This window comes from Shewanella sp. 1180_01 (assembly GCF_052850535.1).
In genome coordinates this window covers 24,377-35,468 of the sequence record NZ_VXCT01000055.1, presented here as the reverse complement: position 1 = coordinate 35,468, position 11,092 = coordinate 24,377, and the positions used below count along the sequence as shown (strand labels likewise).

Below are 11,092 nucleotides of genomic sequence, written 5' to 3'. Positions count from 1 at the left end.
TACGGCCACGCTAACAGGTCGCGGCCAAGATGTGGCGACAGGCCGCGCGGTTGTGCCAGGGGTTAAACGTCCACGGGCGGGAGAGTAGCCATGGCAAGAGCAATCCTAAATCGTGGCGAGCTTGCAGGCATCCGCTTAGTGGCGGATTTGTTTGTGATCCGCGAACTAGAAAAGAACGTGCTTGCTAAAAACGAGCACGTTAAGCCGCACATCAAAGCGCTAGACCAGCGCCTTAAAAAGGCGGTTCCCAAGGTATTCGCGGCAGAAGCCGAACTACAGAAGCAGATCCACTTAGTTCGTGCGCAGTGGCTACGAGAATTGGAGGGGTTAGACGATGGCGAGTGAAACCCGAGGCCGCCGCTCTAAGGTGGATTTACTGCCCGATCCTATCCGCAAAAAGCTCGATGCGGGGCTGCGTAATGGCTCGATTCAGCAGATTGATTTGCTCGATGAAATCAATGCGCTGATTAAAGCCGCAGGGCTACCAGAAGAACAGCAGCTTTCCCGCGCAGGCATCAACCGCTATGCCACCAAGATGGAGGCCGTGGGTAAATCCCTACGTGAAATGCGTGAGATCACCCAAGTGTGGACGGCAGAACTGGGCGATAAACCGACGGGAGAAGTCACAAAGCTGATCCTTGAAATGGCCCGTTCACAGCTATTTAAAGCCCTTTTAAACCAAGATGAAACGGGCGAAGGTGCCGACGTTGGCATGATTAAAGATGCCATGTTAGCGGTGCAGCGTTTGGAGTCTGCTGCCATGGCCAGCCATAAGCGCGAGAAAGAGATCCGCACCGCGTTCGCGGCCGAAGCGGCTAATGCCGCCGAGAAGGTCGCGAAAACCGCAGGCTTAACCAGTGATGCCGTGGCCTTGCTTAAGCGCGAAATACTGGGGATTGCCTGATGACCATTAAAAAAAAGGTGTTAGCGGCCGCGACTGCGGTAGCGCTAGCCATCACGCCAACGGCAAGCAGCTTTGATCCCACGTATGAGGCAAGTTGCCTAAGTCGCTTTGATCCTAAAGAGGTGCTGCTCGGTTATCAGAAACGCTGGATAGCCGACGAGTCACCGCTGAAAATTGCCGAAAAGTCGCGCCGAACTGGACTCACTTGGGCCGAAGCTGCCGATGCTTCTTTAACTGCAGGCGCTGCCCGTGGCCAAGGCGGTACTAACCATTTTTATGTGGGCAGTAACAAGGAGATGGCACGGGAATTTATCGACGCTGCGGCCATGTGGGCCAAAGTATTTGATAAAGCCGCAGGCGAAATCCAAGAAGAAGTGTTTGTTGATGAAGGCCAAGACGGTAAAGAGATCCTGACCTTTGCCATTTACTTTGCCTCAGGTTTTAAGGTGCAGGCGCTATCGAGTAATCCCTCGAACCTACGCGGTATGCAAGGCAATGTGACCATTGATGAGGCCGCGTTCCACGAGCGCTTGGCCGAAGTGCTAAAAGCGGCATTGGCGCTAACCATGTGGGGCGCGAAGGTACGCTTGATCTCCACCCATAATGGCATTGATAACCAGTTCAATGAGCTGATTAATGATTCCCGTGCGGGTAAAAAAGATTACTCCATTCACCGTGTCACCTTAGATGATGCCTGTAATGAGGGGCTGTATAAGCGTATTTGCCAAGTGCGCGGCATCGAATGGAGCCAAGCGGCCGAGGATGACTGGAAAGCAAAATTACTCAAAGCCACAGCTACCGAAGAGGACGCATTAGAAGAATACTTCTGCGTGCCTAAATCGGGCGGTGGTGCCTATCTTAACCGCGCGTTAATCGAAGCCCGCATGGCCAGCGTGACAGATAGCGGCCCCGTTATTCGCCTTAAAAAAGACGATGCTTTTGGACAATGGCCAGAGGGTTTACGGGCGGCGGAGATCCTTAAGTGGTGTGAGGATGAACTAAAGCCGGTTCTCGATAGCTTAGACCCTGCACGCCCCCATTGCTTTGGTGAAGACTTTGCCCGTAGTGGTGACTTAACTGTGATTGACGTGGGGGAAATCGCCCAAGATCTCCACATCAAAACCAAGTTACAGGTCGAGCTTAAAAACATTCCCTTTCGCCAACAAGAGCAGATCCTGTTTTACATTGTGGACCGCTTACCACGGTTGAGGGGCGGCGCGATGGATGCGCGCGGTAATGGCCAAGCCTTAGCAGAATACGCCCAGGATAAGTACGGCAGTGAAGTGATCGCCTGTGTGATGCTATCTGAGTCCTTTTACCGCGAGCAAATGCCACGCTTTAAAAGTCACTTTGAAGATGGGCTGATCACTATCCCAAGGGATGACGACACCAGCACAGACTTGCGGGCCTTGAGCATTAACCGTCGAGGTACGCCATGCCTTGGCGATGTACGCACAGGCCAAGAAAAAGAACGCCATGGTGATGCCGCGATCAGCCTGTTCTTGATGGTATACGCCTCCACCTTAGACGGTGCCCCCATAGAGTTCACCCCCATTCCTAGGAGTGATCACCGTAATCCGAATGCCCATGCAAGTGCCCATGAGGATGATGATCATCAAACGCAGCGAGGTTGCTGGTAATGCAAGAAAAAACAACTGAATCACGTATTTTGGACGCCAGTGGTCGGCCGTTTAAGCAGCGTGAAGCCAAAGCACTGCAGACCGACGATGTGCGTTTAATTGGCTTGCAACGTACCTTTAGCCAGCACCCAAGTAGCGGCTTGACGCCCGCCAGTGCAGCCAATATTTTACAGGCCGCCGAGCAAGGCGATCTCATTGCTCAATGTGAACTGGCCGAAGATATCGAAGAGAAAGACGGCCACCTATATGCCGAGTTAGACAAGCGCAAACGGGCGCTGATCGGTGTGGATTACTATTTAATACCGCCCCGTAACCCGACGCCACAGGAAAAGGCCGACACTGAATATCTGCAAGAAATGCTCGAAGAAGGTAACTGGATAAAGACGCTCATTAAGTCAATGAGTGATGCCATTCTCAAGGGCTTTAGCATGCACGAGTTAGCCTGGACGCGAGAGCTGGGTGAATGGTTTATTGAAGTGCCAGAGTATCGCGATCCATCTTGGTTTATGACTCACCCTGAGCGGCGTAACGAACTGCGCCTGCGTGATACCACTGTCAATGGCGCTGACCTGTGGCCCTTTGGTTGGATCAAACATATTCATCCAGCCAAGTCGGGCTATGTCAGCCGCAGTGGTTTAGTGCGTCAGTTAATCTGGCCCTTTATTTTTAAAAACTACAGTGTGCGCGACTTAGCCGAGTTCCTTGAGATCTACGGTTTGCCGCTGCGTATTGGTCAGTATCCAGCGGGTGCCAGCGATGAGGAAAAGCGCGCCCTGTTAAATGCAGTGATGAGCATTGGCCATAACGCGGGTGGCATTATGCCCAAGGGCATGGTGATGGATTTTGAGAGTGCCGCCACAGGTCAAGCCGATCCCTTTGATTTGATGATTAGCTGGGCTGAAAAGACCATGAGCAAGGTGATTTTAGGCGGCACCTTGACCAGCCAAGCCGATGGTAAAAGCTCAACTAATGCGCTCGGTAAAGTGCATAACGAAGTGCGCCAAGAACTGCGTGATGCTGACCTTACCCTGATTGCCGAAACCTTAACCCGCGACTTAGTGGCCCCTTTATATGCGCTCAACTGCAAGAGTTATCAAAGCCACCGTCGTCATCCACGTTTAGTCTTTGATACCACAGAAGCCGAAGACTTACGGGCCTTAGCGTATCCGCTGCGTGCGTTCGTCAGCATGGGCATGCAGATCCCACAAAACTGGCTGCATGAAAAGACCCGTATCCCTAAGCCAGCTAATGGCGAAGCCGTGCTGGTGATCCAGCAAGAAGACCCCAATGCCAGCGCTGCAGGCGGTAATGACAATCAGCAGACGGCATTGGCGGCTTTAGCCGCGAAGCAGTCAGATGCCCCGTTGAGTGAACCGAGCCAAACCGCCTTAGATAAAGCCTTGGATGCACTCACTCAAGGGCAAATGAGCGACGCCTATATGGCGATGGTAGAGCCATTACTGGCACAACTGCAGAGCGAGCCGGAGCAGCTGCGGGTGCAACTGGAAAAGGACTATCCCGCCATGGATACCGCGCAGCTTACCGAAACGCTCGCGCGGTTAATGTTTGTGGCTGAACTATGGGGCATCGCCAATGCCTAAACCAAGAGTGCCTAAAGCCGTTGATTTAAGCATTGCCATTAACCAAGCCCCCGCCGATGCGGTGGCCTATTTCCGTGCTAAAGGCTTTGCCATCAGTGACGATTGGCAAGATGTATGGACCCGCGCCCACGCTCGTGCCTTTACGGTGGCCAAGGCGGCACAGATGGATGTGCTCACGGCGATCCGTAATGAAGTGGATGCAGCCCTAAGCCAAGGGTTAACCGCTAAACAGTTTCAGGCAAACCTTAAACCTCAACTCGAAAAGCTCGGATGGTGGGGGAAAAAGGAAGTCGATGGCCGCGAGGTACAGCTGGGGAGTCCCTACCGCTTAAACACTATCTATCGTCAAAACCTGCAAACCGCTTACATGGCTGGGCGCTATCGGCGCATGTTATCGCGCACCAAAACCCACCCCTATTGGCAGTATGTGGCGATAGATGACGGCCAAACACGGCCAGCCCATGCGCGGCTTAGGGGTAAAGTGTTCCGCTTTGACGATCCAATATGGGACATCATCTATCCGCCCAATGGATGGGGCTGTCGTTGCCGCGTTCGGGCGCTCACCGAGGCGCAAGTGAAGGCGATGGGGATCACTGTGGAAAATGGCGAAGGTTATATCCAGCGCTTTGACACTGAGACAGTCGCGCGCGGAACGGGTGAAGTGTTAACCGTGCCCCATGCGCGGATTGATCTGCCCGATGGCAGCAGCATGAGCCCCGATTTAGGCTGGGCCTATAGTCCAGGCGAAGCCGCCTTTGGTACCGATGTGGCCGTCGCCAAAAAGCTGGGCACTATTCAATCGTTAGACACCCGCGCGCAGTTTATTCAGGCTCTCAATAATAGCCCGCTGCGCCACGCCCAGTTTGCCCAATGGACGGATGAAGTCCTTGCCGCCAATCCAGGACAAAAGCGACGACCAGGCTTAGGCATTCAGGCTTTAGGTTTTATGACGCCCTCGATTCAAACCGCAGTGACAGCGCGTTTAGGGCGAGAACCTACGGCCTTACTGGCCATAGGAGAAAAGCAATTAGTGCATGCAGATAGTGCAAGGCACATTGCTGAGGGTGTTGCGTTAAGTCGTGATGAGTATCAGCAATTACCGCAGATGTTGGCAGAACCCGAGGCCGTGCTTTGGGATAGCAAGAACCAGAATCTGTTGTATGTCTATGCCACTGAGGATGATGGCCGTAAGGTTAAAGTGATCATTAATAGCGCGTGGAAGATGAAACGCCAGCAGGCAATGGATGCGGTGATCAACGTTTATAAGACGGATCGAGCGAACCTGCTGCAACCAGAATATGAAGTGATTGAAGGTCGTCTGTAAGTGAGTTTGGTATAAGTGAAGTGTGGTGGCGTGGTGGGAGTCGAACCCACATACACCCTGAATGATCAGAGTCTGCTTTACCAGTTAAGAGTACACGCCACCCTGTGTTCAAGCATATCACCATTCCTCCACGTTGACAGTGCTAAGGATAAAAAATGAACAAGGTAGAGATCGTCTTAAGTGACTCCCCAGTGCTGCAAGTGTTGGGGAGTTTGCTGGATAAGCTCGATGACTTAAGCGAACCGATGAACGATATTGCTGCCGTTCTGGAGTCCGCTACAGAGGGTGCCTTTGAGGCCGAGGCCGATCCAGTTACAGGTCAAGCCTGGGCATCTTTAAGTGATGCCTACCTTAAGGCCAACCCTAAACGCCAGGGCGGTAAGATATTACAAGCCAGTGCTGGCGGGCTAGCTGCCAGCGTGACTGCCGACAGCGGCGACTTTTGGGCGGAGATTGGCAGCAATAAAATCTATGCCGCTATTCACTATTTCGGCGGCACCGACGATATGCCTGCTGGCCCTGCGGGTATACCAGCGCGTCGATACTTCGGTGTAAGCCATGAGAGCGAACAGTCTATGTTAGGCTTCTTGGGAAGCTATTTGCTGTAAGAATGTGTTGTAAAAAGTGGGTTGAATGGATTTGTCTGCTAACGCCCTCAGACACGATTTAAGCGCCTAAGCTTTCAACTTGGTATAACGGCTCATCTAAAACCCACTTAAACGCTTTAACAAGGATTTAAACGGGTTTTAAACTAGGTTATGCTCGCCTTGTAAAGTGAACTTAATAATAAGCAAGGAGACAAGGAATGGGTTGTTTATTTTTTTTTGATGAAACGGTTGAGTTAAATGAGTATCCAGGAGTTAAGTGTAAGCCTCAACAAGTTGCAGTGGTGGATAACCACTTGATCCCTGAAATTGTCATTGGTCCAGTTGGTGAGGCTTATGATGGTTTATATGCGAACTTTCATGATTGGCAACAGTTTGAGCGATTTGTTGACGCCGTTAATGATTTGCATGCAAGGCTAAAAGGTGGCCACAAATAATCCCGAAACCTTTCCAATCCGCTAGTTAGTCCCACTCGATCATGATGGGCACTCCAATGTTATTGAGAGTGCCATTGTGTCAAAAGCTAAATCCACCAACCAAAGCCCAGCTCATTTAGCTGCTAGCATAGCCCTAGGCGTTGCGGCATTAAGCAGTGCGCTAGTGGTTAATACCAGTACCAGCACAGGTTTCCAACTCGGTGAAGATGGCTACATTCAGGCATTGCCTGATGGCCACTTTGCTGCTGTAGATGGTCGCCCTGATGATGTAGCGGGTGGCAAGTGGTTGATGGATGAAGCTGCCTTTGCTGCGCTTAAGGCAAATACCCCGCATCAAGCTGGTGATCTGGTCATTGACTACGAACACCAAACCCTCAACAAAGAGCAGAACGGCCAGCCCGCTCCCGCTTCTGGCTGGTTCAATATCGATGACGTGCAGTATCGCCAAGGGCAAGGTTTATTTATTAAGCCGCGCTTTACCGATAACGCTATCGCCCACCTAAACGCCAAAGAGTATCGCTATTTCTCTTTGGTTTTTGGATACGACAAGGCCACAGGCCGCCCCCAGTTTATCCATTCTGCAGCGTTAACTAACCGCCCTGGTGTCGATGGCATGTTGCCACTCGCATCGCTGGCCGCACTGGCCACTCTCAATGCAAACGATCTTCAATCCACCCCATCGGAGGGACTCCATGTGAACCCACTAATACTAAAACTCTTAGCCGCCCTAGGTATTGAAATTGCCGAAGGTAGCGAGCCAACCGAAGCACAGCTTAACGATGCGTTAAAGCGCATTGACGATCTGGTTAAAGCGGCGGGCAGTGTCGATGGCCTTAAGCAAGAAGTGGCTGCGTTAAGCGCCAAGTCGCCAACCATTGACCTAACCAAGTTCGTCCCCATTGCCACTGTGAATGCATTGCGTGAGCAATTGGTCGCGCTAACCGCTGAGAATGGCGTGCTCACTGTTGAGCAAGCGGTTAAGGCGGCGATTGATGACCACAAAGCCTTTGAGTGTGAACGTGATTACCTTACCCAATTGGGCAATCAAAACATGGCAGCACTCACTGCCAACATCGATGCACGAGTGCCTATTGCTGCACTAGGTGCCAAGCAAACCTCCACAGTTCCTGCCCCTAACAAGGATAAGGACACCAAACTGGCGGCACTTACCGCAGAGGACTTAAGCGTAGCCAAGCAAATGGGCTTAACCCCAGAACAAATGGCTGCAGGTAAAAAGGCCACCGCTTAGCGGTGTGCCACTCCATTAACCAGCTGAGTCATTCACATTAATTAGTTAGGAGTATCCCAATGGGTATTGTTAATTCCGCTACGTTAAACGCGCTGCGCACCTCCATGAGCCTCAAGTTTCAAGGTGCTGTGTCGAGCGTTGAAACCCAGTACCAACAGATTGCCACTGTGGTGCCATCGACCACCAAGTCGAATACTTATGGCTGGCTCGGTCAAATGCCAGAGTTCCGCGAATGGGTAGGTGATCGTCAGTTTAAAGACCTACAAGAGCACAGCTACAGCATCGAGAACAAGACCTTTGAAGCCTCGGTGATTGTTAAGCGCGACGATATCGAGGACGACAACCTTGGCGTCTATGACCCTATGGTCAAAATGATGGGCGAGAAAGGCGTTAAGTTCCCCGATAAGCAGGTGTTCGACCTACTCAATGCGGGTTGGACAACGCTTTGTTATGACGGCCAAAACTATTTTGACACCGACCATCCCGTCAATGCGACACATGATGGCAGTGGTGCTGATAGCTCTGTGCCTAACGTCATCATCGATCCCGCTTATACAGGCGAGCCTTGGTATCTGCTTGATGTATCGCAAGTGCTTAAGCCGCTTATCTATCAGGAGCGCCGCAAGCTTTCGCTCATCACCAAATTTAATCCCAACGATGAAAGCGTTTATGTCAGTAACAACTTCAGTTTCGGTGCGGATTTGCGCTGTAACGCGGGCTTTGGTTTTTGGCAAATGGCCGTTGGGGTGAAAGCAGAACTGACACTTGAAAACGTGTGGGCGGCGATGGAGATGATGGGCGACTTCACCTTTGATGGCGGTGAGCCTATGGAGCTGAATGGCACCTTACTGGTGGTGGGCAATGGTAATAAGCGCAAAGCACTACAGCTGAAAAACCGTGAAAACATCGACGAAGGCGGCACGACAGTCTCTAACGAACTGCAAGACATGATTGAGGTGTTGATCAGCCCGCGCGTTAAAAAGTAACCCGTTCTGAGCAGCGAATCGCAGGCACAAGGATGCGCCTGCACCCCAACATCGAGTGAGGTAACAATGAAATGGCGAATCCTTCTAAGAACATTCAAGTCCTGTTGGTTATCTGTCTTGCGCACACTGGCTATCGCCGTGCGGGCATGGCGCTTACCAAAGGCGAAAACCTTATACCGCTGGCCGAGTTGTCGGATGAGCAAGTCGCAGCGTTTGAAGCTGACCAGCGCCTTAAGGTATCCGTGCGTGATATGGCACCAGCGTCGGGGAGTGTGGACATTCCAGACGGTGATCAGACATTAGGCTCTGATACCACAGGCACGCTCGTTGGTGTGAAAGAGCCCAATGGTGAAGAGAAAGCCTTGGGTGAACTGACAGCAAAAGAGCTGAAAGAACTGGCAAAAGACTTGGCGATCACGGGTGTTAACTCGATGAATAAAACTGACTTAGTCAGTGCGATTCAGGCCGTAAAAGTCACTGTGCCAAGTGAAAACGAAACGGCTAATCCAAGCGCTGAAATGCCTAGCACTGAAACGGAAAACACTGATAAATCGGGCACCGCAACTAACACAGCAGGTGAATAGCCATGGCCCAATTGATGTACGCCACCCCTGACAACATGCTGAGTCGCTTTGGTGCACAGGACTTAATGCTGCTTACCGAGCGCGAAGGCAGCGTGCCAGGGGAAATCAATTTCGCCTTGCTTGAGCAAGCATTGCGCGATGCGTCTGCCGAGATTGATGGCTATATCGTGGGCCGTTACACCTTGCCGTTAACCACTGTTCCCGCCGTATTGGAGCGTAACTGCTGCGATATCGCCCGTTACTTCCTGTATGGCGATAAAGCCCCTGAACAAGTCGAGAAACGCTATACCGCTGTGGTGAAGTATTTAACCGCAGTGAGCAAAGGCGATATCAGTTTGGGGCTAGCTGATACGGGTGAAGTCGCTAGCCAAAGTGAGTTAGTAGTCAGTATCGAAAGTGCAGGCAGCGTGTTTGGCCGTGCATCGTCTAAGGGGTTTATCTGATGTTTGAGATTAAAGATAACTACCTTGCTGCAGGTGATGCGTTGACTCAACTGCTTGAGCCATTAGTGACGATTCAGAAGCTGAAAAAGGTCTATCAAGCTAATGAGCTAAGTGAAGTGGATGAGCGCAGCCAAATCACCCCCGCCGCCCATGTGTTGTATCTGGGCGATACGCTGGCGGATACCGCACAAGGCGGCAACACCAGCCAAATTAAGCAGACTTGGCTTGTGGTATTAGCTTACCGTTTATCTATTCACGAAGGCCAAGCTGGTGAGCTATTAGTCAGCCTGTTAAACGCGATTGTGGGTAAGTCCATTGCGGTGGATGGTCAGATGCTTGGCCCCTTTGTGCGCGTTAACAGTCCCGTTAAACCCCGTTTCACTAAAAGCCACGGTTATTACCCCGTGGCCGTGAGTGTGCAACTGAGATTCAAACCCAGCTAACCCAACAACTTAATATGAGGAAAATCCTATGAATGGATTATTAGTCGCAGGCAACTTCTTTGTTGACCGCTTAAATGCCCAAGGGCAATCAACGGGGATCATTGGCCCCATTAACACCACTAAGCTCGCGATCAAAACCGATGCCGAAGAAAAGGTACGTGGCAGTAAAAAGAAGGAAAGCTATGGCCAAGCCTTAAGCGTGGTGAAAATTTCTAAGCCTGTTGAGGTGGAATGGTCCTTCGACGATCAACCCGCCGAACTGATTGCTATGGCACTGTTGGGTGATACTCAAGTGCTGAACACGGGCAGCGGCACCTTAACTGATGAGGCCGTGACCTTGCCTGATAATCAGCGTTGGATACAGCTACCTGAAAGTAACTTTGCCGCCAACGGTTTTGTGGTGAAGAAAGACGCTGCCACCTTAGTGCTGGGCACTGACTATGAGGTGAACTATGCCCTAGGGCTAGTGCGCGCCGTAAAAGGCGGCGACATAGAAGCGGGCGGCGCGGTGACGGTGACAGGCCAACATAACGCCATTAGCGGTACCCTCATTCGCGGTGGCATTAACGCCCAAACCCGTGCGCGGATCTTCGGAGAAGGTACCAACTTAGAAACAGGCAAGCCGATTAAGCTCGATGTTTTCGACGCCAGCTTATCGCCTACGGCTGCGATCGATTTTGCCGCCAGCGAGTTTGTGAGCGCCACCCTTGCGGGTAAAGCCCAGTTAGTCGCGGGTAAGGATCATCCGTTCGAGTACCTAGAGCTGGATGCGTAAGCGGTTTTGCTTAACCCAAGGGCATGGCCGTACTCAATTGCCATGCCCTTTAATCCCCATTTAACCGCCGTTTAAACACCGATTATTTAGATACTAACGAG

At 51.6% G+C, this 11,092-nt stretch carries 13 protein-coding genes and 1 tRNA gene; 13 read left to right on the top strand and 1 reads right to left on the bottom strand.

Annotation, left to right across the window (positions count from 1 at the left end):
- The first annotated feature begins 90 nt into the window (after positions 1–90).
- The 5 genes from FW758_RS20360 to FW758_RS20340 are packed head-to-tail and all read left to right on the top strand — an operon-like array spanning position 91 to position 5,469.
- Positions 91–345 carry a hypothetical protein gene (locus FW758_RS20360; RefSeq protein WP_432376936.1) on the top strand — a complete coding sequence of 85 codons (255 nt, stop codon included), beginning with the start codon at positions 91–93 and terminating at the stop codon, positions 343–345.
- On the top strand, positions 335–904 hold the full coding sequence (locus FW758_RS20355) for a DUF3486 family protein (protein WP_006087223.1): 570 nt from the start codon (positions 335–337) through the stop codon (positions 902–904). Before FW758_RS20360 ends, FW758_RS20355 begins: the two co-directional genes overlap by 11 nt.
- Positions 904–2,544, top strand: a complete 1,641-nt coding sequence (locus FW758_RS20350; protein ID WP_259504905.1) for a hypothetical protein — start codon at positions 904–906, stop codon at positions 2,542–2,544. The genes FW758_RS20355 and FW758_RS20350 overlap by 1 nt, the downstream gene beginning before the upstream one ends.
- Entirely contained in the window at positions 2,544–4,145 is a 1,602-nt protein-coding gene (locus FW758_RS20345; RefSeq protein ID WP_446446342.1) for a DUF935 domain-containing protein, read from the top strand. Before FW758_RS20350 ends, FW758_RS20345 begins: the two co-directional genes overlap by 1 nt.
- A complete protein-coding gene (locus FW758_RS20340; RefSeq protein WP_446446341.1) occupies positions 4,138–5,469 on the top strand; it encodes a phage head morphogenesis protein in 1,332 nt (443 codons plus the stop codon). Before FW758_RS20345 ends, FW758_RS20340 begins: the two co-directional genes overlap by 8 nt.
- A 25-nt stretch (positions 5,470–5,494) precedes the next feature.
- Here FW758_RS20340 and FW758_RS20335 read toward each other — a convergent pair.
- A tRNA-OTHER gene (locus FW758_RS20335) sits at positions 5,495–5,569 on the bottom strand.
- A 55-nt stretch (positions 5,570–5,624) separates the two neighbouring features.
- Here FW758_RS20335 and FW758_RS20330 point away from each other — a divergent pair.
- The 8 genes from FW758_RS20330 (at position 5,625) to FW758_RS20295 (ending at position 10,991) form a co-directional block, all read left to right on the top strand.
- Entirely contained in the window at positions 5,625–6,077 is a 453-nt protein-coding gene (locus tag FW758_RS20330) for a phage virion morphogenesis protein (RefSeq protein ID WP_263178244.1), read from the top strand.
- A 197-nt stretch (positions 6,078–6,274) separates the two neighbouring features.
- Positions 6,275–6,511 (top strand): hypothetical protein, encoded by a 237-nt coding sequence (locus FW758_RS20325; protein WP_263176002.1) that lies wholly within the window; start codon positions 6,275–6,277, stop codon positions 6,509–6,511.
- A 76-nt stretch (positions 6,512–6,587) separates the two neighbouring features.
- The gene (locus FW758_RS20320; protein WP_049821742.1) at positions 6,588–7,760 is read left to right on the top strand and encodes a phage protease; all 1,173 of its coding nucleotides are present in this window, start codon (positions 6,588–6,590) and stop codon (positions 7,758–7,760) included.
- Positions 7,761–7,819: 59 nt separating this feature from the next.
- Positions 7,820–8,746 (top strand): Mu-like prophage major head subunit gpT family protein, encoded by a 927-nt coding sequence (locus FW758_RS20315; RefSeq protein ID WP_263178242.1) that lies wholly within the window; start codon positions 7,820–7,822, stop codon positions 8,744–8,746.
- A 71-nt stretch (positions 8,747–8,817) separates the two neighbouring features.
- Positions 8,818–9,330, top strand: a complete 513-nt coding sequence (locus FW758_RS20310; RefSeq protein ID WP_446446340.1) for an HI1506-related protein — start codon at positions 8,818–8,820, stop codon at positions 9,328–9,330.
- Between the two features lie 2 nt (positions 9,331–9,332).
- Positions 9,333–9,773 (top strand): gp436 family protein, encoded by a 441-nt coding sequence (locus FW758_RS20305; RefSeq protein WP_446446339.1) that lies wholly within the window; start codon positions 9,333–9,335, stop codon positions 9,771–9,773.
- A complete protein-coding gene (locus FW758_RS20300; protein ID WP_446446338.1) occupies positions 9,773–10,216 on the top strand; it encodes a phage tail terminator protein in 444 nt (147 codons plus the stop codon). The genes FW758_RS20305 and FW758_RS20300 overlap by 1 nt, the downstream gene beginning before the upstream one ends.
- 28 nt (positions 10,217–10,244) lie before the next feature.
- Positions 10,245–10,991, top strand: a complete 747-nt coding sequence (locus tag FW758_RS20295; RefSeq protein ID WP_446446337.1) for a phage tail tube protein — start codon at positions 10,245–10,247, stop codon at positions 10,989–10,991.
- The last annotated feature ends 101 nt before the right edge of the window (positions 10,992–11,092 follow it).

What these genes read in the sequence shown, in the direction of transcription:
- FW758_RS20360 (WP_432376936.1), top strand. Translation starts at nt 91, where the DNA reads ATGGCAAGAGCAATCCTAAATCGTGGCGAGCTTGCAGGCATCCGCTTA.
- FW758_RS20355 (WP_006087223.1), top strand. Translation starts at nt 335, where the DNA reads ATGGCGAGTGAAACCCGAGGCCGCCGCTCTAAGGTGGATTTACTGCCC.
- FW758_RS20350 (WP_259504905.1), top strand. Translation starts at nt 904, where the DNA reads ATGACCATTAAAAAAAAGGTGTTAGCGGCCGCGACTGCGGTAGCGCTA.
- FW758_RS20345 (WP_446446342.1), top strand. Translation starts at nt 2,544, where the DNA reads ATGCAAGAAAAAACAACTGAATCACGTATTTTGGACGCCAGTGGTCGG.
- FW758_RS20340 (WP_446446341.1), top strand. Translation starts at nt 4,138, where the DNA reads ATGCCTAAACCAAGAGTGCCTAAAGCCGTTGATTTAAGCATTGCCATT.
- FW758_RS20330 (WP_263178244.1), top strand. Translation starts at nt 5,625, where the DNA reads ATGAACAAGGTAGAGATCGTCTTAAGTGACTCCCCAGTGCTGCAAGTG.
- FW758_RS20325 (WP_263176002.1), top strand. Translation starts at nt 6,275, where the DNA reads ATGGGTTGTTTATTTTTTTTTGATGAAACGGTTGAGTTAAATGAGTAT.
- FW758_RS20315 (WP_263178242.1), top strand. Translation starts at nt 7,820, where the DNA reads ATGGGTATTGTTAATTCCGCTACGTTAAACGCGCTGCGCACCTCCATG.
- FW758_RS20310 (WP_446446340.1), top strand. Translation starts at nt 8,818, where the DNA reads ATGGCGAATCCTTCTAAGAACATTCAAGTCCTGTTGGTTATCTGTCTT.
- FW758_RS20305 (WP_446446339.1), top strand. Translation starts at nt 9,333, where the DNA reads ATGGCCCAATTGATGTACGCCACCCCTGACAACATGCTGAGTCGCTTT.
- FW758_RS20300 (WP_446446338.1), top strand. Translation starts at nt 9,773, where the DNA reads ATGTTTGAGATTAAAGATAACTACCTTGCTGCAGGTGATGCGTTGACT.
- FW758_RS20295 (WP_446446337.1), top strand. Translation starts at nt 10,245, where the DNA reads ATGAATGGATTATTAGTCGCAGGCAACTTCTTTGTTGACCGCTTAAAT.